This window comes from Pseudomonas helleri (genome assembly GCF_045830615.1).
Taxonomy (GTDB): domain Bacteria; phylum Pseudomonadota; class Gammaproteobacteria; order Pseudomonadales; family Pseudomonadaceae; genus Aquipseudomonas; species Aquipseudomonas helleri.
The window spans coordinates 419634-444677 of the sequence record NZ_CP174501.1 but is presented as its reverse complement, the minus strand read 5'-3'; the positions used below and the strand labels follow the sequence as shown (position 1 = coordinate 444677).

The 25044-nt window shown below is 58.9% G+C and carries 22 protein-coding genes; 10 read left to right on the top strand and 12 right to left on the bottom strand.

From position 1 onward, the window contains the following. Positions 1 to 11: 11 nt before the first annotated feature. From trpE to rpe, 3 genes are all read right to left on the bottom strand, one after another. Complete coding sequence (gene trpE, locus ACJJU9_RS02045; RefSeq protein WP_048389631.1) at positions 12 to 1499, bottom strand: anthranilate synthase component I; 1488 nt, start codon at positions 1497 to 1499, stop codon at positions 12 to 14. 69 nt (positions 1500 to 1568) lie between these two features. Beyond that, the gene (locus ACJJU9_RS02040) at positions 1569 to 2387 is read right to left on the bottom strand and encodes a phosphoglycolate phosphatase (RefSeq protein WP_153367675.1); all 819 of its coding nucleotides are present in this window, start codon (positions 2385 to 2387) and stop codon (positions 1569 to 1571) included. Further along, complete coding sequence (gene rpe / locus ACJJU9_RS02035; protein WP_048372202.1) at positions 2384 to 3058, bottom strand: ribulose-phosphate 3-epimerase; 675 nt, start codon at positions 3056 to 3058, stop codon at positions 2384 to 2386. The genes ACJJU9_RS02040 and rpe overlap by 4 nt, the downstream gene beginning before the upstream one ends. 285 nt (positions 3059 to 3343) lie before the next feature. On the opposite strand from rpe, the gene ACJJU9_RS02030 reads away from it, so the two are divergent. After that, complete coding sequence (locus ACJJU9_RS02030; protein ID WP_048372365.1) at positions 3344 to 3802, top strand: REP-associated tyrosine transposase; 459 nt, start codon at positions 3344 to 3346, stop codon at positions 3800 to 3802. A 3-nt stretch (positions 3803 to 3805) separates the two neighbouring features. Here ACJJU9_RS02030 and ACJJU9_RS02025 read toward each other — a convergent pair whose 3' ends face one another. The 6 genes from ACJJU9_RS02025 to ACJJU9_RS02000 form a co-directional block, all read right to left on the bottom strand. Further along, the gene (locus ACJJU9_RS02025) at positions 3806 to 4630 is read right to left on the bottom strand and encodes an ABC transporter permease (RefSeq protein WP_048372203.1); all 825 of its coding nucleotides are present in this window, start codon (positions 4628 to 4630) and stop codon (positions 3806 to 3808) included. A 10-nt stretch (positions 4631 to 4640) separates the two neighbouring features. Then, positions 4641 to 5888, bottom strand: coding sequence for an ABC transporter permease (locus ACJJU9_RS02020; RefSeq protein ID WP_048372205.1), 1248 nt, complete (start codon positions 5886 to 5888; stop codon positions 4641 to 4643). Between the two features lie 68 nt (positions 5889 to 5956). Continuing rightward, positions 5957 to 6997 (bottom strand): ABC transporter substrate-binding protein, encoded by a 1041-nt coding sequence (locus ACJJU9_RS02015; protein WP_314917086.1) that lies wholly within the window; start codon positions 6995 to 6997, stop codon positions 5957 to 5959. Positions 6998 to 7037: 40 nt separating this feature from the next. Next, complete coding sequence (locus ACJJU9_RS02010) at positions 7038 to 8162, bottom strand: ABC transporter ATP-binding protein (protein WP_407729952.1); 1125 nt, start codon at positions 8160 to 8162, stop codon at positions 7038 to 7040. 294 nt (positions 8163 to 8456) lie between these two features. Beyond that, a complete protein-coding gene (locus ACJJU9_RS02005) occupies positions 8457 to 9086 on the bottom strand; it encodes a response regulator transcription factor (RefSeq protein WP_048372210.1) in 630 nt (209 codons plus the stop codon). A 10-nt stretch (positions 9087 to 9096) separates the two neighbouring features. After that, on the bottom strand, positions 9097 to 11508 hold the full coding sequence (locus tag ACJJU9_RS02000; RefSeq protein ID WP_407729951.1) for a PAS domain S-box protein: 2412 nt from the start codon (positions 11506 to 11508) through the stop codon (positions 9097 to 9099). Positions 11509 to 11562: 54 nt separating this feature from the next. On the opposite strand from ACJJU9_RS02000, the gene ACJJU9_RS01995 reads away from it, so the two are divergent. Continuing rightward, positions 11563 to 12555 (top strand): alpha/beta hydrolase family protein, encoded by a 993-nt coding sequence (locus ACJJU9_RS01995; RefSeq protein ID WP_407729950.1) that lies wholly within the window; start codon positions 11563 to 11565, stop codon positions 12553 to 12555. Here the strand turns inward: ACJJU9_RS01995 and ACJJU9_RS01990 are convergent. The 3 genes from ACJJU9_RS01990 to ACJJU9_RS01980 are packed head-to-tail and all read right to left on the bottom strand — an operon-like array spanning position 12552 to position 15014. Then, complete coding sequence (locus ACJJU9_RS01990) at positions 12552 to 13319, bottom strand: TerB family tellurite resistance protein (protein WP_048389624.1); 768 nt, start codon at positions 13317 to 13319, stop codon at positions 12552 to 12554. The two genes, ACJJU9_RS01995 and ACJJU9_RS01990, sit on opposite strands and share 4 nt — an antisense overlap. A gap of 1 nt (position 13320) precedes the next feature. Beyond that, positions 13321 to 13992 carry an N-acetylmuramate alpha-1-phosphate uridylyltransferase MurU gene (murU, locus tag ACJJU9_RS01985; protein ID WP_407729949.1) on the bottom strand — a complete coding sequence of 224 codons (672 nt, stop codon included), beginning with the start codon at positions 13990 to 13992 and terminating at the stop codon, positions 13321 to 13323. After that, entirely contained in the window at positions 13989 to 15014 is a 1026-nt protein-coding gene (locus ACJJU9_RS01980; protein ID WP_407729948.1) for an aminoglycoside phosphotransferase family protein, read from the bottom strand. Before ACJJU9_RS01980 ends, murU begins: the two co-directional genes overlap by 4 nt. Positions 15015 to 15146: 132 nt before the next feature. On the opposite strand from ACJJU9_RS01980, the gene ACJJU9_RS01975 reads away from it, so the two are divergent. The 8 genes from ACJJU9_RS01975 (at position 15147) to ACJJU9_RS01940 (ending at position 24986) form a co-directional block, all read left to right on the top strand. Further along, positions 15147 to 17897 carry an LPS-assembly protein LptD gene (locus ACJJU9_RS01975; protein ID WP_407729947.1) on the top strand — a complete coding sequence of 917 codons (2751 nt, stop codon included), beginning with the start codon at positions 15147 to 15149 and terminating at the stop codon, positions 17895 to 17897. Further along, complete coding sequence (surA, locus tag ACJJU9_RS01970; protein ID WP_407729946.1) at positions 17878 to 19215, top strand: peptidylprolyl isomerase SurA; 1338 nt, start codon at positions 17878 to 17880, stop codon at positions 19213 to 19215. Before ACJJU9_RS01975 ends, surA begins: the two co-directional genes overlap by 20 nt. Next, entirely contained in the window at positions 19212 to 20201 is a 990-nt protein-coding gene (pdxA, locus tag ACJJU9_RS01965) for a 4-hydroxythreonine-4-phosphate dehydrogenase PdxA (protein ID WP_048372223.1), read from the top strand. Before surA ends, pdxA begins: the two co-directional genes overlap by 4 nt. Next, positions 20198 to 21016 (top strand): 16S rRNA (adenine(1518)-N(6)/adenine(1519)-N(6))-dimethyltransferase RsmA, encoded by an 819-nt coding sequence (gene rsmA / locus ACJJU9_RS01960; protein ID WP_048372225.1) that lies wholly within the window; start codon positions 20198 to 20200, stop codon positions 21014 to 21016. Before pdxA ends, rsmA begins: the two co-directional genes overlap by 4 nt. A gap of 123 nt (positions 21017 to 21139) precedes the next feature. Then, positions 21140 to 21520 carry a Co2+/Mg2+ efflux protein ApaG gene (gene apaG, locus ACJJU9_RS01955; RefSeq protein WP_048372227.1) on the top strand — a complete coding sequence of 127 codons (381 nt, stop codon included), beginning with the start codon at positions 21140 to 21142 and terminating at the stop codon, positions 21518 to 21520. Next, on the top strand, positions 21520 to 22401 hold the full coding sequence (locus ACJJU9_RS01950) for a symmetrical bis(5'-nucleosyl)-tetraphosphatase (protein WP_153367682.1): 882 nt from the start codon (positions 21520 to 21522) through the stop codon (positions 22399 to 22401). Before apaG ends, ACJJU9_RS01950 begins: the two co-directional genes overlap by 1 nt. A 33-nt stretch (positions 22402 to 22434) precedes the next feature. Further along, a complete protein-coding gene (glpE, locus tag ACJJU9_RS01945; protein WP_407729945.1) occupies positions 22435 to 22752 on the top strand; it encodes a thiosulfate sulfurtransferase GlpE in 318 nt (105 codons plus the stop codon). Positions 22753 to 23063: 311 nt separating this feature from the next. Next, on the top strand, positions 23064 to 24986 hold the full coding sequence (locus ACJJU9_RS01940) for a PrkA family serine protein kinase (protein WP_048372233.1): 1923 nt from the start codon (positions 23064 to 23066) through the stop codon (positions 24984 to 24986). Positions 24987 to 25044: the final 58 nt, after the last annotated feature.

Below are 25044 nucleotides of genomic sequence, written 5' to 3'. Positions count from 1 at the left end.
GGCAAAGCTCCTCAGGCGTCGGATGCGGGGGTTTGTTCAGCGAGCGCTACGGCACGAAACATCGCGCGACGTTTATTCAGCGTCTCTTCCCACTCCAGGGCCGGTACCGAGTCAGCGACAATGCCGCCGCCGGCTTGTACATGCAATTCGCCATCTTTGATCACGGCGGTCCGAATCGCGATGGCCGTGTCCATGTTGCCGTTCCAGGCGAAATAACCGACTGCGCCGCCATACACGCCACGCTTGACTGGTTCCAGTTCGTCGATGATCTCCATCGCGCGAATTTTCGGCGCACCCGACAACGTGCCCGCAGGCAAAATGGCGCGCAACGCGTCCATTGCGGTCAGGCCGCTTTTGAGCTGGCCAGTGACGTTAGACACAATGTGCATCACGTTGGAGTAACGCTCGATCACCATCTTCTCGGTGAGCTTCACCGAACCGGTTTCCGAGACGCGCCCCGTGTCGTTACGCCCAAGGTCAATCAGCATCAAATGCTCGGCAATTTCCTTGTCATCCCCCAGCAGGTCTTTTTCCAGCGCCAGGTCCGCTTCTTCCGTGGCGCCGCGTGGGCGAGTCCCGGCAATCGGGCGCACGGTAATCAGATTGTCTTCCACCCGCACCAGCACTTCCGGCGAACTGCCCACCACGTGGAAGTCACCAAAGTTGAAGAAGTACATATACGGTGTCGGGTTGAAGCAACGCAGCGCGCGGTACAGATCAATCGGCGCGGCCTTGAAGTCGATCGACATGCGCTGCGACGGCACAACCTGCATGCAGTCGCCCGCCAGGATGTAGTCCTTGATCGTATCGACGGCTTTTTCGTAATCGGCCTGGGTAAAGCTGGAACGGAACACCGGATCAGCGGCTTGCTGCTGGGTGAAATCCAGGCCACGGCGCGGGGCAATCGGTTGGCGCAACTGCTCAAGCAACGCCTCAAGACGCGCCTGGCCCTGGTCATAGGCATCAGCCTCAGACGGATCCACCAGCACAATTGCGTGCATCTTGCCGGCCAGGTTATCGAACACCACGACAGCGTCCGACACCATCAGCAAAATGTCCGGCACACCCAGCGGGTCCGGGTTCGGGCATTTACCCAAACGCTTCTCGACATAACGCACGCAGTCGTAGCCGAAATAACCCACCAGACCGCCGTTAAAACGCGGCAGACCGGCAATGGTCGGTACGTTGTAACGCGCTTTGAAGGCCTCAACGAAAGCCAACGGGTCTTCAACCTCGTGAGCTTCGATTTCTACACCGTCGTGGGTGATGCGGATCTGTTGCTCATGGGCACGCAACACCGTGCGGCATGGTAAACCAATGATCGAATAACGCCCCCACTTCTCGCCGCCCTGCACCGACTCCAGCAGATAGGAGTTGGGCTGGTCAGCCAGTTTCAGGTAGATCGACAGCGGCGTGTCGAAGTCAGCAAGGGTTTCACGTGCAAGCGGGATACGGTTGTAGCCAGCAGCGGCCAAGCGCAGGAATTCTTCGCGGATCATGAGGTGCCTCGTGGTCTGAGGTAAAACAGTCAGGTATGCAAACGTGCCGGATCTGCGGCCAGATAAAAGTCAGGCGCGCCAACGCCAACGGGCCAGGGCCTTGATAACTTTCATCCAGAGTTTGCGAGTGACCACCACGATGGAATCTCTTTGAGAGGGGTGAACAGGAGCGCCCAACGTTATCTCAGGCGCCGAATCTAAGCAACCGGCTATCAGCTCTTGCAGGTTATCAATAACTGCATCCGGTGACTCTTCGGCAATCGGTCGGCCATGGTTATAGCCGTAACTCAGCGCAACACAGCGTACACCCGCGGCCTTGGCCGCCAGCACGTCATTGCGTGAATCGCCGACAAACAGCGACTCTTGCGGGGTTACACCGGCCATTTTCATGACAAAAAACAGCGCTGCAGGGTCCGGCTTTTTCTGCGGCATGGTATCGCCGCCGACAATCCAGCGAAAAAACCGGCCCAGCTTCATCTCATCCAGCAGGGGCGCCACAAACCGCTCGGGTTTGTTGGTAATCAGGGCCATCTCAACGCCCCGCTTTTGCAGCCACTTGAGGCTTTCGCGTACACCCGGGTAAACCTTGGTGTGTTCATGGCCGCCCGCGTAGGCTTCCATAAAAATCTCCAGCGCCTGCTCGGCTTCGGCGTCATCGACGCCCTTGGCATCCATGTTTCCCGCCAGCGCACGACGCACCAGCAACGGCGCACCGTTGCCGACCCACATCCGCACGTTCTCGATGCCCGCCGGTGGGCGCCCCAGTTTGAGCAGCATGCTCTCAACGGCGACGGCCAGATCTGGAACCGAGTCGATCAAGGTTCCATCCAGATCGAACATCACCAGTTTAGGCAGCGGCCCCTGAAGCGACTGCTCAAAACGGCTCATGGGCGCGCCAACGCTAGCTCGGCGCGCATTTTCTGGATGACTTCTTCGTAGTTCGGCGTGTTGAAAATGGCCGAGCCGGCGACAAAGGTGTCTGCACCGGCTTCAGCGATTTCACGGATATTGCCGACGTTCACGCCACCATCGATTTCCAGGCGGATATCACGGCCCGAAGCGTCGATCAGTGCACGGGCTTCACGCAGCTTGTTTAACGTACCGGGGATGAACTTCTGCCCGCCGAAGCCCGGGTTCACGCTCATCAGCAAGACCATGTCGACCTTGTCCATCACGTACTTGAGCACGTCCAGCGGCGTGGCCGGGTTAAACACCAGGCCCGCCTTGCAACCGCCTTCGCGGATCAACTGCAAAGAGCGGTCAATGTGCTGAGTGGCTTCGGGGTGGAAGGTGATGTAAGTCGCCCCGGCTTCGATAAAGTCGCCAATGATCCGGTCGACCGGGCTGACCATCAAATGGGCATCGATAGGCGCGGTGATGCCGTACTTGCGCAGCGCGGCGCAGACCATCGGGCCGATGGTCAGGTTGGGGACGTAATGATTGTCCATGACATCGAAGTGCACGATATCAGCGCCCGCGGCGAGCACATTGTCGACTTCCTCGCCCAGGCGGGCGAAATCGGCAGAGAGAATCGATGGGGCAATAGCGAAGGGCTGCATAACGCACCTTTTAATAAGCAAATCACGGTGGCGGGCATTGTATACGCCCTGCCAAGAAGCGCCACCGCACCGTGATGATTGGTGCCTAAAGCCAACTTCACGACCGCTTCGCGCCCGATCGCAGCCTGCGGCAGCGACTACAGGGCACATACCTATGTAGTCGCTGCCGAAGGCTGCGATAAGGGCCAAAGGACCTTCCAGCAATATCTTGCGAATAAAGAAGGCGGCTACGTCTACGCCCAACGGCTAGTTTTAAAAAACACGGACCTAGACGAGGGCAAAGGAATGCCGCGTTGCTATACCAGCAATCGCCTATTAAAAGGCCGCTACTGCGAACCAGGACGACTGTATCTTCTCACCACGGTGACTGATCAACGACGTCCAGTTTTTGAAGACTTTCAGTTAGGCAGGCTTTTAGTCGATCAATTTAAACAAGCCCATGACGAAGGCATCGTGACATCAAAGGCATGGGTCGTGATGCCGGACCATTTTCATTGGTTAGTCGAACTGAACAACAAAACACTGGGCGAATTAATGTGCCGTATCAAGTCACGCAGCAGCGTGACCGTTAACAACGCCAGCCAGTCCAGCGGTCGACTATGGCAAAAGGGTTATCACGACAGGGCATTGCGCCGTGAAGATGACCTCAAAGAAACCGCCCGCTACATCGTACAAAACCCGATCCGTGCGGGCCTGGCCACACGAATCGGGGACTATCCCTTATGGGATGCGTGCTGGATGTAACCCTTATGCCTGGGCCGTGCGCATTTTTTCGCTGCGCCCGCGCAGCCACTCCAGGGTCAGCAGCAACACCACCGAGAAGGCGATCAACAACGTCGCCGCGGCGGCAATGGTCGGGCTGAGGTTTTCGCGGATGCCGCTGAACATCTGCCGTGGCAAGGTCGCTTGTTCGGGCCCGGCCAAAAACAGGGTCACGACCACTTCATCAAACGAGGTCGCAAAGGCAAACAACGCCCCCGAAATTACCCCCGGTGCAATCAGTGGCAAGGTCACCCGGCGGAACGCCGTCAGCGGCGAAGCCCCCAGGCTGGCCGCAGCACGTACCAGGTTCTGGTTGAAGCCCTGCAAGGTCGCCGACACGGTGATGATCACAAACGGCACACCCAACACCGCGTGCACCACGATCAATGAAAAGTAGCTGTTACCCAGGCCCAGTGGCGCAAAGAACAAGTAGCTGGCCACACCGATAATCACCACCGGCACCACCATCGGCGAGATGACCAAGGCCATCACCAGCGCCTTGCCCGGAAAGTGCCCCCGGGTCAGACCAATGGCCGCCAACGTACCAAACACCATGGCCAGCACAGTCGCGGCAGGCGCCACGATTACGCTGTTTTTCAAGGCCCGCATCCACTCCGCCGAGCCAAAGAAATCCTGGTACCAGTGCAGCGAAAAGCCCTGCAACGGATACACCAGAAAGCTGCCCGAGTTGAACGACAACGGGATGATCACCAGCACCGGCAAAATCAGAAACAACAGGATCAACCCGCACAGAATGCGCAAGCTGTAAAACCACACCCGCTCAATGGGCGACATATAAGGACTCAGCATGGCGGTCTCCTTAGCTCAAGCGCAGGCGGCTTGCGCCTACCAGCCAGTTGTAAATCAGATAAAGCACCACGGTCGCCAACAGCAGCAGGCCGCCCAATGCCGTCGCCATACCCCAGTTGATGCTGGTGTTGGTGTAGAACGCCACGAAGTAGCTGACCATTTGATCGTTCGGGCTGCCCAGCAAGGCCGGGGTGATGTAGTAGCCAATCGCAATGATGAACACCAGCAAGCAACCCGCGCCCACACCGGCATAGGTCTGTGGGAAATACACTCGCCAGAAACTGGCAAACGGATGGCAACCGAGTGAGATCGCAGCGCGCATATAGGTCGGAGAAATGCCTTTCATCACGCTGTAGATCGGCAGAATCATGAACGGCAACAAGATGTGCACCATCGCGATGTAGACACCGGTGCGGTTGAACACCAGTTCCAGCGGCTTATCAATAATGCCCAGGCTCATTAGCCCGCTATTGATCAGGCCACCCGATTGCAACAAGACAATCCAGGCAGCGACCCGTACCAGCACCGACGTCCAGAACGGCAACAGCACCAGAATCATCAACAGGTTGCTTTTGCGTGCCGGCAAGTTGGCCAACAGGTACGCCAGCGGATACGCCAGCACCAGGCAGATGCACGTGATGACAAAACCCATCCAGAACGTACGCGCAAAAATGTCCAGATAGATCGACTGATCCGGAGTGGCCGGGGCTATTTCACCCAAGTCGTCGATACGATGATCAACCGAGGCCAGCAGGTAAAACGGGGTAACGCTTGAGGTATTGCGCTTGATTGCCTGCCAATAAGCCGGGTCGCCCCAGCGCTCGTCCAGGCCTTCCATTGCGTCTTTGTAAGACGCTGGCTGCGCCTTGAACGGCAAGCCCTTGGCGGTTTTCATCAGCAGGCTGCGGTAGCCGGCCAATTCCATGTTCAGACGCTTGGACAAATCACCCAGCACTTGATTCTTGCGGGCCTCGGCCAAGTCTTCGCTCAACGCCTGGTACACCGGCTCAGCGGGCAAACCCTTACCGTCCCAGCTGTGCACGGCCACCACTGTACGCGGCAGGCCTTCCACCACTTCCGGGTTGCCGACACTTTTGTAGAGCAGGGCCGCGATGGGCACCAGGAACACCAGCAACAAGAAAATAACCAACGGTGCGATCAGGGCCTGCGCTTTCCAGCGATTAACCCGTTCGGCACGCTTAAGGCGTTTTTTCAACGACGTGTTGGAGACCTCGTTCAGGGGAACGGCGATGGCCATGGCGAACTCCGGAAATCTTTAAACGATGGCGGCGTGGCCGGATCAGCCACGCCGCAGTTGCGTACTGCTTACTTGGCAGCCCAGGCGTTGAAACGCTGCTCCAGTTGCTCACCGTTATCAGCCCAGAAGCTGACGTCGATTTGCACCTGGTTAACGATGTTTTGCGGGGCGGTCGGCATGTCTTCCTGCACGTCTTTAGGCAGCAAAGGCATGGCTTCTTTGTTCGCCGGGCCGTACGCAATGTTTTGCGAGTAGAGGCTCTGCTGTTGCGGCTGCAAGGTGAAAGCCATGAACTTCTTCGCCACGTCGGCTTTAGCCTTGCTCAGGCCTTTAGGGATGGCCCACGCATCGAAGTCATAAATGCCGCCATTCCAGACGATCTTCAGATTGCTTTCTTTCTGTACCGCAGCGATCCGGCCGTTGTACGCCGAGCTCATGACCACATCGCCAGAGGCCAGGTACTGCGGCGGCTGAGCACCCGCTTCCCACCATTGGATATTAGGCTTGAGCTCATCGAGTTTTTTGAAGGCGCGGTTCTGCCCGTCCTTGCTCGCCAGCACGGTGTACACATCTTTCGGCGCCACGCCGTCGGCCATCAAGGCAAATTCGAGGGTGTATTTGGCGCCTTTACGCAAACCGCGCTTGCCCGGGAATTTTTGCGTGTCCCAGAAATCCGCCCAACTGGTCGGCGCAGTTTTCAGTTTGTCGGCGTTGTAAGCCAGTACCGTTGACCACACGAAGAAGCCCGCGCCGCAGGTCTGGATTGCGCCTTTCACGTACTGGTCCGGGTTGCCGAACAGTGCAGGGTCCAACGCTTCAAACATGTCTTCATCGCAACCACGGGCCAGTTCTGGCGACTCCACTTCTACCAGGTCCCAAGAGATGCTTTTGGTGTCGACCATGGCCTTGATTTTGGCCATTTCACCGTTGTACTCACCGGCGATGATTTTGCCGTCGCCCTTGGTTTCCCACGGCTGGTAAAACGCTTTGACCTGCGCCGCCTTGTTCGCGCCGCCAAACGACACCACGGTCAGGTCAGTCGCGGCCAGCGCACTGCCCGCAAACATCAGGCCGAGGCTCAGAGCCGTTAACTTTAAAGTCTTGTGCATTGTGTGTTCTCCGCTGTGCAGGGTGGGTGAAGCCGGGCGATCAATTCGCCTCTAATACAGGGTCCAGCGCACGTACATGTTCGACTTGCCAGCCCAGCGGCACGACGTCACCGACGGCCAGGGTGGGGTCCAGCTCGGCAATCGGCTGTTTCACAAAGAAATCGGTCTTGCCGCAGACTTCCAGACGAACCCGGACGTGGTCGCCCAGATAGATAAATTCTTCGACACGCCCCGAGAAACGGTTGGCGCAGGACTCGCTCGCGTCCTTGAGGGTGATGCGCTCGGGACGAATCGACAGCGTCACCGGATCGCCCGTACGGCCCACATTCACGGCCAGCGCCTGCACCTTCTCGCCACGGCTCAACTCGACCACGCAGCGCTCCCCGTTCTGGCTGTGCAGGCGGCCGCTGAGGCGGTTGTTCTCGCCAATAAAGTTGGCCACAAAGGTGTTTTTAGGTTCTTCGTAGAGGGTGCGCGGCGGGGCAATTTGCTGGATCTCGCCCTGATGGAACACCGCCACCCGGTCCGACATCGTCAGCGCTTCGCCCTGGTCATGGGTCACGTACACCACGGTCACGCCCAAGCGTTGGTGCAGGTGCTTGATCTCCATCTGCATGTGTTCACGCAGCTGTTTGTCCAGTGCGCCCAGCGGTTCGTCCATCAGGACCAACTGCGGTTCGAACACCAGCGCCCGCGCCAGGGCAACACGCTGCTGCTGGCCACCCGACAATTGCGCCGGATAACGCTGCGCAAACGCTTCGAGCTGGACCATGCTGAGGACTTTTTTCACCCGCTCGCTGACATCGGTGCGGTTAAGGCCGCGCACCGTCAACGGAAACCCGAGGTTTTCAGCCACAGTCATGTGCGGGAACAAGGCGTAGTTCTGAAACACCATGCCGATGTCGCGCTTGTGCGGCGGCACATTATTGATGGCCCGCCCGGCCAGCAAAATCTCGCCTGCGGTCGGCGTTTCAAAGCCGGCCAGCATCATCAGACTGGTGGTTTTGCCCGAACCGGACGGTCCGAGCAAGGTCAGAAACTCGCCTTTGCGAATATCCAGATTAAGATCTTTGACGATCAGGTTTTCGCCGTCATAGCTCTTTTGCACGCCACGGAAGCTGACCAATACATCACTCGCCCCAGCGCTTGCACCGACCTCACTCATAACCGCACCTTTTGTTTTGGACTGCTGTAGTTCAAGACTAAAGAAGGTGCCAGCCCACAGAAATCGGGGCGCAGGAGAGATTTACATCAGCAGGCTGGAAGGCTTTTTGTAGGGATTGCCCTATAGCGATGTCGCAAACAGAACGCCCCCAGCCACCCAGCCCAGCGCCTGCGTTGAGAGCCGTCACAAAACTGTCGCAAACAGATATGCACTCCCAAAAAAACTGTAGGAGCGAGCTTGCCTCGCGATCTTTTTTGCCTTCTAAAAATCGCGAGGCAAGCTCGCTCCTACGATTCAAATCAACTTATGCTCCATCGCATACTTCACCAGCTCCGCCAGCGAAGTGACGTTGAGCTTCTGCATCAGCCGCGCTTTATGGGTGCTGATGGTCTTGCTGCTCAGCGCCAGTTGCTGGGCAATGTCGTTGACGTTCGCGCCTTGAGCCAGGCGCTCAAACACCGAAAACTCGCGCTCGGACAACAACGCGTGCAGCGGCCGCTCATCCGTCAGCCCCACCTCAAACACCATGCGATCTGCCAGCTCCGGGTCGATATAACGCCCACCCGCCGCCACCTTGCGAATGGCGGTCAACAGCAGTGCCGGGTCGCTGTCTTTGGTGGCATAACCCGCCGCGCCAAACTTCAAGGCACGGGCGGCCATTTGCGCTTCGTCGTGCATCGACAACACCAAAATAACCGGCGGGTTGTTCAACGCACGAATCCGCGGAATGGCCTCCAGCCCATTCACCCCCGGCATGGAGATATCCAGCAGCACCACTTCACACGGCACATGGCGCAAAGTTTCAAGCAATTGCTCACCATTGCTCGCCTCGCCCACCACCAACAAGTCTTTCGCCAGGCCGATCAATTGCTTGATGCCTTCACGCACGATGGTGTGATCTTCTGCTACCAGTACACGAATCACAGGTCCTTCCTTATTCAGAGTCACTTGGGTCTGGCTGGCGTTGAATCAATGGCACGCGCACCGCCAAGTTAGTGCCCTCGCCCGGTTCGCTGTGCAGGTCCAGGGTGCCGCCAAGCATCAGGACGCGCTCGCGCATGCCCACCAGGCCGAAGGAGGTCGACCGCCCGGCCGTCGGCTCAAAGCCCCGGCCATCATCACTGATGGTCAGGCACAACTCCCGACCTTCGACACGCAAGGTCAACTCAACCGTTTGCGCATCGGCGTGGCGCAGCACGTTGGTCAGGGCTTCCTGCAAAATCCGGAACAGGCCCACTTCCTTGGCCGCACTCAACGGCGGCAGTTGTTCAGGGACTTGTACCAGACACGGGATATTCGAGCGTGCTTCAAAACGACGAGCCTGCCATTCAATCGCCGAGCTGATCCCGGCATCCAGAATCGGCGGGCGCAAGGCCGTGGCCACATCACGCACGAGCTGGAACAACTGGGCGATGAGTTTTTTCATGCTATTGAGCCGCTCGCGCAACCCCGGATTAAGGTCCGCATACGCCAGCTCACACATAGAGGTTTCGAGTTTAAGCACCGTGAGCATTTGCCCCAGCTCATCATGAACCTCGCGGGCTATTCGCGCCTTTTCTTCCTCGCGCACGCTCTCCAGATGCGCCGACAGCTCACGTAACTGACCGCGTGAACTGTCCAGTTCCAGCTCAATGCGCTTGCTCTCGCTGATGTCCCAGACAATCCCGTCCCAGACCACCGTACCGTCTTCAAGACGGCGGGTAATGGCTTTGATCTCGGCCCAGCGTTGCAGCCCTTCGCGGGTCAGAATCCGCCCTTGCCACGACCAGTCGCTGTCGCTGTCTATGGCCACGTCCTGCACTCGATGGTAATCGGCTCTGTCATCCGGGTGCACGAGGCTGCGCAGGCCGACGTCATGCCGGCGTAAGGTCGCCGGAGAAAACCCCACCAGGCTCTCGCTGCCTTCACTGATATAAGGGAAGTCCAACTCGCCCGTCAGCAACGAGCGCTCCAGTCGAAACACCAGCCCCGGCACGTTGGCCGCAATGCCTTGCAAGCGCGCATCACTTTCTTGCAACGCGGCCTGCACGCGGCGGCGCTCGGTGATGTCATGCAGGTAAACCACCAGGTATTCGGCCTGTTTAAAACGCAGGAAACTCAACGTCACGTCAGCCGGGAACTCGCTGCCATCAGCCCGCACGCAAATCGCTTCCATGCGCTGCGCCGTGTCCTCGTTACCCCGCGCGCGGCGCCACAAGCTCAACCAGCGGTCCATGTCCAGGCCCGGCTCGAAATCACTCAATGGTCGGTCGAGCACCGCGCCAGGCGAATAGCCCAACATGCTTTCGGCCGCCTGATTGGCATACCGGACATGGCTGTCCCAGTTAACCCATAAAATGCCCACCGGGCTTTTGTCGATGGAAAACTGCGTCAGGCGCAGGGCCTCGGCGCTGGCGGCCCCCTCGGCGAGGTCTTCGCGGGCCTTCAACAGCGCCTGCTCCAGAACACTCTGCTGGCGGCGCTGCCACACCACAATGGCCATGCTGGCCAACATCAGCGCCCCGAACAGCAACACGAGGTTTTGCCAGAAGCCGGGGGAATGGGTTGAGCGCGCGAACTTGGGCTGCAACCAGCGCGTGTGCAGTTGCTCCATGTCCCGTGCAGGAATCGCGTGGAGCCCGCGCTCCACGATGCCAGCCAGCTCGGGCAAGTCCCGACGCGTACCCACCCGCAAAAGCTGCGGCAAGCCAATGTCGCCAACCACCGCCAGGGCGGTGAACTCAGGCTCGGCAGAAAGCCGCGCCAGTTGCGCTTCATCAATCACCGCATAGGTGGCTTGCTGACTCAGCAAGAGTTGCAGGGCCTGACGCTCCAGCGGCACGCCTTGCAGATTGAGCCCCGGATAACTGGAGCGCAAAAAATCTGCCGTGGCTCCGGGCATCCGCACGGCCACACGGGTTTTGCTGTCGATGCGATCAAGGTCTACCGAACCTGAGCCATTGCGTTCACCGACCAACAATTGCGGGACCCGCATATAAGGGTCAGAAAAAATCCACACGCGCAGCCCGGCCGGGGTTTGCTTGAGCCCCGGCGCGATGTCGATTTGCCCCTCACGTGCGGCCTTCTCCAACTGTTCAAGGTCCGGGTAGGTGCGCCAGGTCAGGTCGATGTCCAGGCTCTGCGCCAGCCATTTCATCAGCTCAACATTGGCCCCGGACAACTGCTGCAAGCGTTGGTCAAACGTGGCATAAGGCGCCTGCAATACCAGGCCGACCCGCAGCGCTTTATGCTGCGCCAGCCATTGCTGTTGCTCGGGACTTAATTGCGCAGCCGGGATGGACGCCGCGTGCCCCATCAAGGGCAGCCACAACCAGCCGATAACCAACAGATAGCAAAAACGCTTCATCGCAACACTCACACCCATTACGCTGCCGGGATAACTTCTGGCCTGGAATTACTTATGTCTTCTTTGCGCCTGGCGTTGGCGGCGTTGTACCTGTCATCTGCCTTACCGGTCCTGGCGGCCGAGCCAGCTCCCGACACCACACCCGCGCAACCCGCACCCGTGGTGCGTCAACCCTTGCCTGAACGCAGCCAGGAAGATGCCACTGCACTTGAACGACAAGTGCCGGCCGCTGAGCAGCAACACCTGCAAGCCGCGCAGGATACTTTTCTGGCGCTCTGGAAACCGGCCAACAGCAGTGACCCCAGCGGCGTCGTGGTGATCGTCCCCGGTGCCGGTGAAAACGCCGACTGGCCACGGGTCGTAGGCCCATTGCGCAACAAACTGCCAGACGCCAACTGGGCCAGCCTGAGCCTGAGCTTGCCTGACCTGCGCAGCGAAGCCAGCCAACCGCGCGCGGCCGAACCAGAGAAAATTCCTACAGAGCCCGCGCCGAACAGTAGCAGTAAAGAGGCCAGCACCACAGCCAAACCCATCGAGCAGGCCGCCAGTGTCGGTACCGAGAACTCGGACACCGAGCTGCAACCCGAGCAAACCCTGGAAGCGCTGACCAACGCTGACGCCGAGCGCATTTTCGCCCGCATCGACGCGGCCATTGCCTTCGCTCAACAGCAACACATGCGCAGTATTGTGCTGCTCGGGCACGGCACGGGGGCTTATTGGGCAACGCGTTACCTGAACGAAAAGCAGCCCAAGCAGGTGCAAAAGCTGATTCTGGTGTCGGCGCAGTCACCCGCTCAGGTCGAACCCGATATCAATGTATTGGCCCCGGCGCTCTCGGTTGAACTTCTGGATGTGTTCTACAAAGACAAACCGCTTATGCGCAAAGCCGCCTTGCTACGGCTACACGCCAGCAAACGCATGGATCGCTCAAATTTCAACCAGATCGGCCTGGACACCATTGCCGGCAATCGCGAGGCTGAACAGGAACAACTGTTGCGCAGGGTTCGCGGCTGGCTCAGCCCGAAGGCAGTGGACAAGCCGGACTAACGAAAACCGCGGTACTCACGGATCAACGCATACGCGTGATGCAACTCGCGGGTTTTATCGGTGGCCTCACGCACCTGCGCCGGGGTTGCACCGGCGCCCGCCACTTTGTCCGGGTGGTGACGGCTGAGCAAACGCCGGTAAGCCCGTTTGATGTGCTCGGGGTCGGTGCTAGCGGTCACGCCAAGCAAGGCCAGCGCCTGCTGGTACGTGCCGCCGCGGGTCGCGGGTGTTTTTTTCTGCGGCTCGTAATCGGCCCCCAGCAGCTGCACTTGTTGCGGGGGCCAGCCCAACCAACGGCCCCACTGGAAAATCAATGTTCGCTCTTTGGGGTCAACCCGACCGTCCGCCACAATCATTCGCCAACAGGCCCGCAGCACGCCTTCGGCCGCCGCTGGCTGAGCCCGCAGGCGCAGCAGATAACCGCGCAACGAGTCATGCCCGGACTTGCCCCGATTAAACGCGGCAATCGCGCGCTGCTGCGCGGCCGGGTTCATGTCGAGCTGGCGCATTTCCTGGCGCGCCTGTTCGATATGTTTATCCACAACCCGCCCGCCGCTCTTGGCCAGCCGACCGAGTAAAACAAACAGCAGCTCATCATTGCGCAAGGCCGGACGGCCGCCCAGACGCTCACGCAATTGCGCCCAACTGTGAAGCTGCAAGCGCCGGTCCAGGGCTTGCCCCAACAAGGCGCCCAGCATGGCCCCCGGAATGCTGGCGATGAAAAAGCCAGCCCCGGCTCCGATCAGAGTCCCTGGCCACAGCATCTTAGTGTTTGCCCTTAATCAACAACTCAACCTCTGCCAACCGTTCATGTGTGCCGACATCCACCCACTGCCCCTGCAAGCGCTCGCCTGTCACCGCACCTGCAGCCATGGCGGTACGCAGCAAAGGCGCCAGCTTGAATGCCCCCGCTGTCGAGCCGTCGAACAGCGTCGGGCTCAAGACCGCAATCCCGCTGTAAGTCAACGTGTCGGCACCTGGCAGCGCGTCCTGAACGTGGCCATCGCTCAGCGAGAAATCGCCGGCGGGATGATGCGCCGGGTTGTCCACCAGCACTAAATGCGCCTGCCCAGCCAGCGGTTGGCGCAATCCGGCGAAGTCGTAATCGGCCCAGATGTCGCCGTTAACCACGACAAAAGGTTTATCGCCCAACAGCGGCAAGGCTTTAAAAATGCCTCCACCGGTTTCCAGCGGCTCGCCTTCGGCGGAGTACTGAATGCTCACGCCAAAGCGTGCGCCATCGCCCAGATGGTCTTCGATCTGCTGGCCGAGCCAGGCGTGATTGATCACGATCTCGGTAAAACCTGCCGCTGCCAGTGCACGCAGGTGGTACTCAATCAACGGCACACCACCTGCGCGAATCAATGGTTTGGGCGTGTGCAGGGTTAACGGCCGCAAGCGTTCGCCTTTGCCCGCAGCCAAAATCATCGCTTTCATGCACGGGCCTCGGCAGACAGGGGCAGGCTGGCGAACAATTCACCCAGCTCAGCCAGTTCAGGACGGCGCGCCAGAACCGCTTCTATATAAGAGAAGAAGCGCGGTACGTCGGCCAAGTAGCGGGGTTTGCCATCACGGTGGCAGATACGGGCAAAGATACCGATCACTTTCAAGTGGCGCTGCACGCCCATCAAATCACTGGCCCGCAAGAACTCTTCAAAATTGGCACCCACCGGAATGCCCAGTGGCAAGGCCAGCTTCCAGTAGTCTTCCAGCCAGGCGCGCACGCGCTCTTCGGGCCAACTGAGGAACGCGTCCTTGAACAGGCAGGTGATGTCATAGGTCACCGGGCCATACACGGCATCCTGAAAATCGAGCACGCCGGGGTTGGGAATACTGAGCATCAGGTTGCGCGGCATAAAGTCGCGGTGCACCAGCACTTGGGGCTGCGCCAGTGCGCTGTCGATCAACAGCGTGCTGACACGCTGCCAGGCCGCCAATTGTTGCTCCGTGAACTCGACGCCCAAATGCCGGCGCACGTACCACTCCGGGAACAGTTCAAGCTCGCGGCGCAGCAAGGCTACGTCATAGCTGGGCAAAGGGGCCGTCATCGGCAATTGCTGGAAGGCCAGCAAGGCTTCGATGGCGTCCTTGAACAATTCATCGGCATTGCTGCTGTTGATCACGTCCAAAAAGGTTTTATTGCCCAGATCGTTGAGCAAAAGGAACCCGCGCTCCAGGTCTTGAGCGTAAATTTTTGGAACATTTATCCAGCTGGTACGCAATAAATCTGCGATTTCGACGAAAGGTTGGCAGTTTTCCTGGGGCGGCGGAGCGTCCATCACGATAAAACTGCGGCCCTCGCCCTCCCATCGGAAGTAGCGTCGGAAACTCGCGTCACTGCTGGCCGCAGTCAATGTGGCCGGGGGCACGGGACCCCACCCCTCGTTCTCGAACAAGGTGTCCAACTGTTCATCAAGCCAAACATTCAGGTGTTGCAAGCGTACATCTTGGTCAGGCATTACAAGGGTCTCCGACGGCGCTAGCCGTCAAGCGGGTCATGCTTTATTATCCAGAATCTTTTCCAGACCATCGATAGGCGTGCGGTCCCCCCACCGCGGGCTGATGGCACGCAGGAAGCCCGGACTAATAAGATGGCATTGAAATCCCCCGCGTTTCGTAAAAAATTTCCGTTGCTGGTAACTGGCAGTCTGCTGGCCATGCAACCTCTAGCCGTGCCATTCGTATTTGCCGAGGAGCAGTATGACTGTTCCGCATCGGCTTCGGGTGGCTGGGATTGCGCGCCGAAAGCAAATACTGCGCAATTGCCACCACGCCCGTCGCACAACGGCACCGTGGCGCAAGCCAATGGTGAGTCGGGCGAGCAAGGTGAGCAAACCCCGCTGGTGACATCCGCCAAAGGTCGTGGCCTCAAGGCGCGCAGTGCTGACTACAGCCACCTTGACTGGGTCCCGCGTGACAAGCTCACGCCGGCGCAACTGGCTGAAACCGGCCCGTATTGCTCTGGCGCCTATATCGAGCCAACGCGTCCCGGCATGCGCGACACCACCAGCAAAAGCGATTCGCCGACCTTCATTGGCGCTAAAGCTTCCCGCTACCAGCAGGAAGAGCAAATCGCGACCCTGGCCGGTGATGTGGTCATGCGCCAGGGCAGCATGCAGGTCGAGGCTGACGAAGCCAACTTGTACCAGGCCGAGAGCCGTGGCGAGTTGAGCGGCAATGTGCGTCTGCGTGACAACGGTGCACTGCTGGTGGGCGACCACGCCGATGTGCAGCTGGACACCGGTGCCGCCAAGGTCGACAACGCCGAGTACGTGTTGCACAAGTCGCGTATTCGCGGCAGCGCGCTCTACGCCAAACGTGCTGAAGACGCGATCATCCGCCTCAAGGACGGTACGTACACCACGTGCGAACCGAACAGCAACGCCTGGCAGCTCAAAGGCAACAACATCACGTTGAACCCGGCCACCGGTTTCGGTACCGCAACCAACGTGACACTGCGGGTTAAAGACATTCCTGTCCTTTACACCCCGTACATTTACTTCCCGATCGATGATCGCCGTCAATCCGGTTTCCTGCCGCCGTCCTTCAGCAGCAGCTCCGACACCGGCTTTACGCTCGTGACCCCGTACTACTTCAACCTGGCACCCAACTACGATGCCACGTTGTACCCGCGCTACATGACCAAGCGCGGTCTGTTGATGGAAGGTGAGTTCCGCTACCTGACCGAGTCCAGCGAAGGACAGTTCGGTGCCGCGTACCTCAACGACGACAACGACGATCGCAAGCTGCAGACCGACTACGAAAAAACCCGCTACATGTACAACTGGCAGCACAAGGGCGGGCTTGATTCGCGCGTGCTGACCGAAGTTGACTACACCAAGATCAGCGATCCGTACTACTTCCAGGATCTGCAAAGTGATCAGGTCGGCGTCGAAAGCCAGGACTACCTGAACCAGCAAGCGGCTGTCAGCTACCGTGGCGATGACTTTACCGCCAAGCTGAACGTGCACGCCTACCAGTTGGCGACCGTGACCCAGGTCACGCCGTACAACCAGATGCCACAGCTCACCTTCAATGGTGGCTTGCCGTATCACCCGGGTGGCGTGAACTTCTCCTACAACACCGAACTGGTGCGGTTTGAGCGCGACCTGGAAAACGGCACCTACACCGACGAATACGGCGTCACCACGCCGCGCCTGGATAACAACGTACAAGGTCTGGCGCGCGCCAACGGCACACGCCTGAACCTCGTGCCGGCCATGTCGTTGCCGATGACTTCGAGCTACGGCTTCGTGAACCCGACCCTCAAGTACGCGTACACCCAGTACGACCTGGATCTTGATGGCCGTGGCAAAACGCAAATGGTCACGGCTGGCGACAAGTTCGACAGCTCGGTCAGCCGCAGCGTACCGATCGCCAGCGTTGACAGCGGCCTGTACTTCGACCGCAACACCAACTGGTTCGGCACCAACTACCGTCAGACTCTGGAACCAAGGGCGTTCTACCTGTATGTGCCTGAGCGCGACCAGGCGAACATCCCTGTTTTCGACACCGGTGAAAGTACTTTCAGCTACTCCTCGCTGTGGCGTGACAACCGCTTCACCGGCTCTGACCGCATCGGCGACGAAAACAAACTGTCGCTGGGCCTGACCAGCCGCTGGATCGAAGAAAACGGCTTTGAGCGTCAACGCGTGAGCATTGGCCAGGCGTACTACTTCAAAGACCGCAAAGTTCAGTTACCAGGCGTGAGCGACGATCGCGATGACTCGACGTCACGTGTGTCCCCTTATGCACTGGAATACGCTTACCGCTTCAACCGCGACTGGCGTGCCACTGCTGACTACAACTGGGACCCGGAAACCCGTAGCCCACGTTCTGGCAGCGCGATGATGCATTACCAGCCAGAAGACAACCCGAACAAGGTCGTCAACCTGGGTTATCGCTATCGCAACGACCAGGTGGTGTACAACCAGTACACCGGTAAGTGGCAGTTTGGCGGTGACTACCTGACCCCGAGCGATCCTGGCTACATCAAGGATTACTACAAAATCCAGCAGCACGACTTCTCGGTGATCTGGCCGCTCGTGCCGCAATGGAGCGTCATCAGCCGCTGGCAGTACGATTACAACCGCAACCGTACCCTGGAAGCCTTCGGTGGCTTTGAGTACGACAACTGCTGCTGGAAAATGCGCCTGATCAGCCGCTACTGGGTTTCCAACGACGAATACACCCAAGAAGCCCCGCAAAACGAAAAGGGCGACCATGGGATCTTCCTTCAAATTGTGCTGAAAGGTCTCGGCGGCGTTACAGGCGCCAAAGTAGAGAGCTTCCTCGACAAAGGCATCCAAGGTTATCGTGAACGTGAAGATCAAGCTTTCTGAGTGTCTGCGCCCCCTAGTATTGGGCGCATTGTTCCTGGGTACTGCGGCGGCACACGCTGCAGTTCAGCCCCTTGATAAGGTGGTGGCCATCGTCGATAACGACGTGATCATGCAGAGCCAGCTGGACCAGCGTGTCCACGAAGTTCAGCAAACCATCGCCAAGCGCGGGCAGGGTGTCCCCCCTGCCAGCGTGCTGGACCAACAAGTGCTTGAGCGTCTGATTGTCGAAAACCTGCAACTGCAGATCGGCGAGCGTTCGGGCATTCGTATCTCTGAAGAAGAACTGAACCAGGCCATCGGCACCATTGCCCAGCGCAATAACATGACCCTTGATCAGTTCCGTCAGGCGTTGGCCCACGACGGCCTGTCCTATGACGATGCGCGCGAGCAGGTTCGCCGCGAAATGATCATCAGCCGTGTACGTCAACGCCGTGTGGCCGAACGTATTCAGGTGACCGATCAGGAAGTGAAAAACTTCCTCGCCTCTGACCTGGGCAAGGCGCAATTGTCCGAGGAATACCACCTGGCCAACATCCTGATCCCTACGCCTGATAACGCAAGTTCAAGCGCTGTCCAGGCGGCGGCCCAGAAGGCTGAAGACCTCTACAAGCAACTCAAGCAAGGTGCTGACTTTGCCCAACTGGCGATCGCCCGCTCCGGCAGCGACACCGCACTGGATGGCGGCGACATGGGCTGGCGTAAAGCGGGCCAGTTGCCACCTCCGTTCGACCGTATGCTGAGCAGCATGCCGACAGGCGACATTACGCCTCCGGTCCGCACGCCTGGCGGCTTTATCATTCTCAAGCTGCTCGACAAGCGCGGCGGCCAGACCGTGATGGTCGACGAAGTTCATGTTCGTCACATCCTGATCAAGCCAAGCGAAATCCGCACGGAAGCGCAAACCAAGGAACTGGCACAAAAAATCTACGACCGCATTCAGTCGGGCGAAGACTTTGCCACCCTGGCCAAAACCTATTCGGAAGACCCAGGTTCAGCCCTTAACGGCGGCGACCTGAACTGGATCGACCCGAACGCGCTGGTGCCGGAGTTCCGTGAAGTCATGGCTGAAACCCCACAAGGCGTCCTGTCCAAGCCATTCCGTACTCAATACGGCTGGCATGTTCTGGAAGTATTGGGCCGTCGCTCCACTGACAGCACCACCCAGGCCCGCGAGCAGCAAGCCATGAACGCCTTGCGTAACCGCAAGTACGACGAAGAGCTGCAAAGCTGGCTGCGTCAGATCCGTGACGAAGCCTACGTAGAAATCAAACTCCCTGGCGCAACCAACCAGGCAGAGAGCGCAGACCCAGCACAGTGAAAACACAGCGTTTTGCACTGACACCCGGCGAACCGGCAGGCATAGGTCCCGACCTGTGCCTGCTTCTCGCCTCGCAACGCCAGCCACATCCCCTGATTGCCATTACCAGCCGCGACCTGCTCCATGAGCGGGCCGCGCAACTGGGCGTGGCTGTCAGTTTGCTGCCCGTCAGCCCGGACAACTGGCCCGACCAACCGGCACCTGCAGGCAGCCTCTATGTCTGGGACACGCCGCTCAATGCCCCTGTCACCGCAGGCACATTGGACAAAGCCAACGCCCCGTTCGTACTGCAAACCCTGACCCGTGCAGCCCTTGGCTGTGTTGCAGGCGATTTTGCAGGCATGATCACCGCGCCCGTACACAAAGGCGTGATCAACGAAGGCGGCATCGCGTTTTCTGGCCACACCGAATTTCTGGCAGACCTGACCGGCACCGAGCAAGTCGTGATGATGCTTGCCACGCGCGGGCTTCGCGTCGCGTTGGTGACCACTCACCTGCCGCTGCGTCAGGTGGCCGATGCAATCACACCTGAGCGCATAACCCGGGTAACCCGAATTCTGCATGCCGACCTGCAACACAAGTTCGGCATCGCCCAACCGCGTATCCTGGTGTGCGGGCTCAACCCCCACGCCGGTGAAGGCGGACACTTGGGCTTTGAAGAAATCGACATCATCGAACCCACCCTGGAGCGTCTGCGAAGCGAAGGCATGGACCTGCGCGGCCCATTGCCTGCCGACACTCTGTTTACCCCCAAATATCTGGAGCACTGCGATGCAGTGCTGGCGATGTACCACGACCAAGGCCTGCCCGTGCTCAAGTACAAAGGGTTTGGCGCCGCCGTCAACATCACCCTGGGCTTGCCGATCATCCGCACGTCTGTCGACCATGGCACCGCCCTGGATCTGGCAGGCAGCGGCAAGATCGACACTGGCAGTCTGCAAGTCGCCCTGGAAACCGCCTATCAGATGGCCGAGACACAACTATGACTGAGCAATACCAACACAAGGCGCGTAAGCGCTTTGGCCAAAACTTCTTGCACGATGCGGGCGTTATCGACCGCATCCTGCGCGCGATCAATGCCAAGTCGGGCGACCGCCTGCTGGAGATTGGTCCGGGCCAGGGCGCACTGACCCAAGGCATCCTCAGCAGCGGCGGGCAACTGGACGTTGTCGAGCTGGACAAAGACCTGATCCCGATCCTGAATCAGCAATTTGCCGGCATGAGCAACTTCAACCTGCACCAGGGCGACGCGCTGAAGTTTGACTTCGCCACGCTCAATGCTGCGCCACGCACACTGCGTGTCGTCGGCAACCTGCCGTATAACATCTCCACGCCGCTGATTTTTCACCTGCTGAAAAACGCCGAGCTGATCCGCGACATGCACTTCATGCTGCAAAAAGAAGTGGTTGAGCGCATGGCAGCAGGGCCTGGCGGCGGAGACTGGGGTCGCCTGTCGATCATGGTTCAGTACCACTGCCGCGTCGAACACCTGTTCAACGTTGGCCCTGGCGCCTTCAACCCGCCACCAAAAGTCGACTCGGCGATTGTCCGCCTGGTGCCACACGACGTACTGCCCCACCCGGCCAAGGATCATCGCCTGCTGGAGCGCGTGGTACGTGAGGCTTTCAACCAGCGCCGCAAAACGCTGCGTAACACCCTCAAAGCCTTGCTCAGCAACGACGAAATCGAAGCCGCCGGCGTCGATGGCAGCTTGCGCCCGGAGCAACTCGACCTCGCCGCTTTCGTGCGCCTGGCCGACACACTCAGCGAAAAAGCGGCTAACGCGCCCGTTGCTGACTGATTACTGAGAAAAAACGGTGCCCGGACCAGACATAGCCTCTGGCCGGGCACCCGCCCTCTAGCCTAGACTCAGGCAGCTGTTTTATTCCGAACGTTGTCTGCGCTTTTCAGTAAGGCCTCTCGCATGCATGAGCCCCGCTATGTGATCGACGTCAGCGTCGTCACGCGTTACCTGCCAGAACAATCTCAACCCGAGCATCAGCGCTACGCCTTTGCCTACACCATTACAGTAAGCAACACAGGCACCGTGGCGGCCAAACTGCTGTCCCGGCATTGGGTGATTACCGATGGCGACGGGCATGTCGAAGAAGTGCGCGGAGCCGGAGTGGTCGGGCAACAGCCGTTGATCGAGCCCGGCGAGCAACACACGTACAGCAGCGGCTCGGTGCTGACCACCACAGTGGGCACCATGCAGGGCAGCTACCTGATGCAGGCAAATGACGGCCATCAGTTCAAAGCTATCATCAAGCCCTTCCGTCTGGCCGTACCTGGAGCGCTTCACTGATGGCGGTCTATGCCGTGGGTGACCTGCAAGGGTGCTTGCAGCCCCTCAAGTGCCTGCTGGAGCAAGTGGCCTTCGACCCGGCCAACGATAAACTGTGGCTGGTGGGCGACCTGATCAACCGCGGCCCGGAATCACTCGAAACCCTGCGCTTTCTCTACCGCATGCGCGAATCTGTGGTGTGCGTCCTGGGCAATCACGACCTGCACCTGCTGGCGGTTGCCTACAACATCGAACGCCTGAAAAAGGGCGATACGCTGCGCGACATCCTGCAAGCGCCCGATTGCAATGACCTGCTCACCTGGCTGCGACAGCAACCGCTGCTGCACTACGACGCCGAGCGCAATACGGCGCTGGTGCACGCCGGGATACCGCCGCAGTGGTCACTGAAAAAAGCCCTAAAATACGCCGGTGAAGTTGAACACGCCTTGCGCGATGACAGCCTCATCAAGCCGTTCCTGGACGGCATGTACGGCAACGATCCGGCCAAATGGGACAGCGACCTCACCGGTATCACCCGCCTGCGGGTCATCACCAACTACTTCACCCGCATGCGCTTTTGCACCCGAGACGGCAAACTCGACCTCAAGAGCAAAGAAGGTCTGGGTACGGCGCCGCCGGGCTTTGCACCATGGTTCAGCTACAAAGAACGCAAAACCCGGGACACCAAGATCATCTTTGGCCACTGGGCGGCACTTGAAGGCCAATGCTCTGAGCCTGGCGTGTTCGCACTCGATACCGGCTGCGTCTGGGGCGGGGCGATGACCTTGCTCAATGTCGATACCGGCCAGCGCCTGAGCTGCGACTGTGATGAGCAGGGGCACCCGGCCCCTCAACTGCTTTGCCCTCCAACCCCCTCTTCGCAACCGCCGCTCGCGCCCTGATTCGCAAGCGCTGTCTGGCTAAAGGAAACTCCCATGACCGAATTCAAACGCATTCCCCCAGAGCAAGCCCAAGCCTTGCGCGAAAAAGGTGCTGTTGTCGTCGACATCCGCGACCAGCCCACCTATGCCGCCCTGCATATCACCGGCTCACAGCATCTGGACAACCAGTCGATCGCTGACTTCATCCGCGCAGCCGACCTCGACGCCCCGCTGATCGTCACCTGCTACCACGGCAACTCCAGCCAAAGCGCAGCGGCTTACCTGATCAGCCAAGGGTTTTCTGACGTTTACAGCCTCGATGGCGGCTTCGAACTGTGGCGCACCACCTACCCCGCAGAAACGTCCGAATAAGTAGCCCGAAAAATATTTTCATCCGCCCAAGCCCGCGTCCTGAGCGGGCTGGCGCTCTTGCAGACCAACGGTCGCGCCAACTATTCGCGCATCTCTTCTTGACCTCCCCGATTACCAACTATCCTTAAGCGCAGGCCATCCGAATCTGGGGAGAGCCGGTACACCGGTGTATGGATCATCAGTAGTAACTTCAAGGGGTTAAGCGCCTTGATGGTGTCCTGGGGGGTACACGGCAACAGCAACGTTGCTGCATGCCAGCACTCGAACTGACCGATCAATCGCCGGCTCCACGTATCGAGCGAGGTGACGTCATGAGTATTTTTAGCCACTTCCAACAACGCTTTGAATCCACACGCCAAGAAGAGCTAACGCTCCAGGAATACCTTGAGCTGTGCAAACAAGACAAAAGCGCTTACGCCTCAGCTGCAGAACGGCTGCTGATGGCCATCGGTGAACCGGAACTACTGGACACCTCAACCAACTCCCGCCTGTCGCGCATTTTTTCGAACAAAGTGATTCGCCGCTATCCGGCCTTTGCCGACTTCCACGGAATGGAAGAGTGCATTGACCAGATCGTGTCGTACTTCCGCCATGCCGCGCAGGGCCTGGAAGAGAAAAAACAAATTCTCTACCTGCTCGGCCCGGTGGGCGGCGGCAAGTCTTCGCTGGCAGAAAAGCTCAAAGAACTGATCGAGAAGGTCCCGTTCTATGCGATCAAGGGCTCACCCGTCTTTGAATCACCGCTGGGGCTGTTCAACGCTACCGAAGACGGCGCGATTCTTGAAGAAGACTTCGGCATCCAAAAACGCTACCTGAACACCATCATGTCGCCTTGGGCGACTAAACGCCTGGCCGAATTCGGTGGTGATATCAGCCAGTTCCGCGTGGTTAAACTCTACCCTTCGATCCTCAATCAGATCGGCGTGGCCAAAACCGAGCCCGGTGACGAGAACAACCAGGACATTTCGGCCCTCGTCGGTAAGGTCGATATCCGCAAACTCGAAGAATTCCCGCAAAACGACGCCGACGCCTACAGCTACTCGGGCGCACTGTGCCGGGCCAACCAGGGCCTGATGGAATTCGTTGAGATGTTCAAGGCACCGATCAAGGTGCTCCACCCTCTGCTCACCGCCACCCAAGAGGGCAACTACAACAGTACCGAAGGGCTGGGCGCGATTCCGTTCAACGGTATCCTGCTGGCTCACTCCAACGAATCGGAGTGGCACACCTTCCGCAACAACAAGAACAACGAAGCGTTCATCGACCGGATTTACATCGTCAAAGTCCCGTACTGCCTGCGCGTCAGCGACGAAGTCAAAATCTACGACAAGCTGTTGTTCAACAGTTCGCTGGCCAAGGCCCATTGCGCGCCGGACACCCTGAAAATGCTTGCGCAGTTCACTGTGCTGTCGCGCCTCAAAGAGCCAGAGAACTCCAACATCTACTCCAAGATGCGGGTCTATGACGGCGAGAACCTCAAAGACACCGACCCAAAAGCCAAGTCGATTCAGGAGTACCGCGACAGCGCGGGCGTGGATGAAGGCATGACCGGTCTGTCGACCCGCTTCGCGTTCAAAATCCTCTCCAAAGTGTTCAACTTTGACCCGCACGAAATTGCTGCCAACCCGGTGCACCTGCTCTATGTGCTGGAGCAACAGATCGAGCAAGAGCAGTTCCCGGCGGAAACCCGCGAGCGTTATTTGCGCTTTCTCAAGGAATACCTGGCACCGCGCTACATCGAGTTCATCGGCAAGGAAATCCAGACCGCTTACCTGGAGTCCTACAGCGAGTACGGGCAAAACATCTTCGACCGCTACGTGCTGTACGCCGACTTCTGGATTCAGGACCAGGAGTACCGCGACCCGGAAACCGGCGAAATCCTCAACCGCGTAGCGCTCAACGAAGAGCTGGAAAAAATCGAAAAACCGGCCGGCATCAGCAACCCGAAAGATTTCCGCAACGAAATCGTCAACTTCGTGTTGCGTGCCCGCGCCAACAACAATGGCAAAAACCCGACCTGGCTCAGCTACGAGAAGCTGCGCGTGGTCATCGAGAAGAAAATGTTCTCCAACACCGAGGACTTGCTACCGGTTATCAGCTTCAACGCCAAAGCGAGCAAAGAGGACCAGCAAAAACACAACGACTTCGTCACCCGCATGGTCGAACGCGGCTACACCGACAAACAAGTACGACTGCTCTCCGAGTGGTATCTGCGAGTCAGAAAATCGCAGTGAGGCAGTTGTAGGCCTCAAGCCTCAAGCTGCAAGAAGAAAACACACGCGCTGTGCTTCG

What these genes read in the sequence shown, in the direction of transcription:
- trpE (WP_048389631.1), bottom strand. Translation starts at nt 1,499, where the DNA reads ATGATCCGCGAAGAATTCCTGCGCTTGGCCGCTGCTGGCTACAACCGT.
- ACJJU9_RS02040 (WP_153367675.1), bottom strand. Translation starts at nt 2,387, where the DNA reads ATGAGCCGTTTTGAGCAGTCGCTTCAGGGGCCGCTGCCTAAACTGGTG.
- rpe (WP_048372202.1), bottom strand. Translation starts at nt 3,058, where the DNA reads ATGCAGCCCTTCGCTATTGCCCCATCGATTCTCTCTGCCGATTTCGCC.
- ACJJU9_RS02030 (WP_048372365.1), top strand. Translation starts at nt 3,344, where the DNA reads ATGCCGCGTTGCTATACCAGCAATCGCCTATTAAAAGGCCGCTACTGC.
- ACJJU9_RS02025 (WP_048372203.1), bottom strand. Translation starts at nt 4,630, where the DNA reads ATGCTGAGTCCTTATATGTCGCCCATTGAGCGGGTGTGGTTTTACAGC.
- ACJJU9_RS02020 (WP_048372205.1), bottom strand. Translation starts at nt 5,888, where the DNA reads ATGGCCATCGCCGTTCCCCTGAACGAGGTCTCCAACACGTCGTTGAAA.
- ACJJU9_RS02015 (WP_314917086.1), bottom strand. Translation starts at nt 6,997, where the DNA reads ATGCACAAGACTTTAAAGTTAACGGCTCTGAGCCTCGGCCTGATGTTT.
- ACJJU9_RS02010 (WP_407729952.1), bottom strand. Translation starts at nt 8,162, where the DNA reads ATGAGTGAGGTCGGTGCAAGCGCTGGGGCGAGTGATGTATTGGTCAGC.
- ACJJU9_RS02000 (WP_407729951.1), bottom strand. Translation starts at nt 11,508, where the DNA reads ATGAAGCGTTTTTGCTATCTGTTGGTTATCGGCTGGTTGTGGCTGCCC.
- ACJJU9_RS01995 (WP_407729950.1), top strand. Translation starts at nt 11,563, where the DNA reads ATGTCTTCTTTGCGCCTGGCGTTGGCGGCGTTGTACCTGTCATCTGCC.
- ACJJU9_RS01990 (WP_048389624.1), bottom strand. Translation starts at nt 13,319, where the DNA reads ATGCTGTGGCCAGGGACTCTGATCGGAGCCGGGGCTGGCTTTTTCATC.
- murU (WP_407729949.1), bottom strand. Translation starts at nt 13,992, where the DNA reads ATGAAAGCGATGATTTTGGCTGCGGGCAAAGGCGAACGCTTGCGGCCG.
- ACJJU9_RS01980 (WP_407729948.1), bottom strand. Translation starts at nt 15,014, where the DNA reads ATGCCTGACCAAGATGTACGCTTGCAACACCTGAATGTTTGGCTTGAT.
- ACJJU9_RS01975 (WP_407729947.1), top strand. Translation starts at nt 15,147, where the DNA reads ATGGCATTGAAATCCCCCGCGTTTCGTAAAAAATTTCCGTTGCTGGTA.
- rsmA (WP_048372225.1), top strand. Translation starts at nt 20,198, where the DNA reads ATGACTGAGCAATACCAACACAAGGCGCGTAAGCGCTTTGGCCAAAAC.
- apaG (WP_048372227.1), top strand. Translation starts at nt 21,140, where the DNA reads ATGCATGAGCCCCGCTATGTGATCGACGTCAGCGTCGTCACGCGTTAC.
- ACJJU9_RS01950 (WP_153367682.1), top strand. Translation starts at nt 21,520, where the DNA reads ATGGCGGTCTATGCCGTGGGTGACCTGCAAGGGTGCTTGCAGCCCCTC.
- glpE (WP_407729945.1), top strand. Translation starts at nt 22,435, where the DNA reads ATGACCGAATTCAAACGCATTCCCCCAGAGCAAGCCCAAGCCTTGCGC.
- ACJJU9_RS01940 (WP_048372233.1), top strand. Translation starts at nt 23,064, where the DNA reads ATGAGTATTTTTAGCCACTTCCAACAACGCTTTGAATCCACACGCCAA.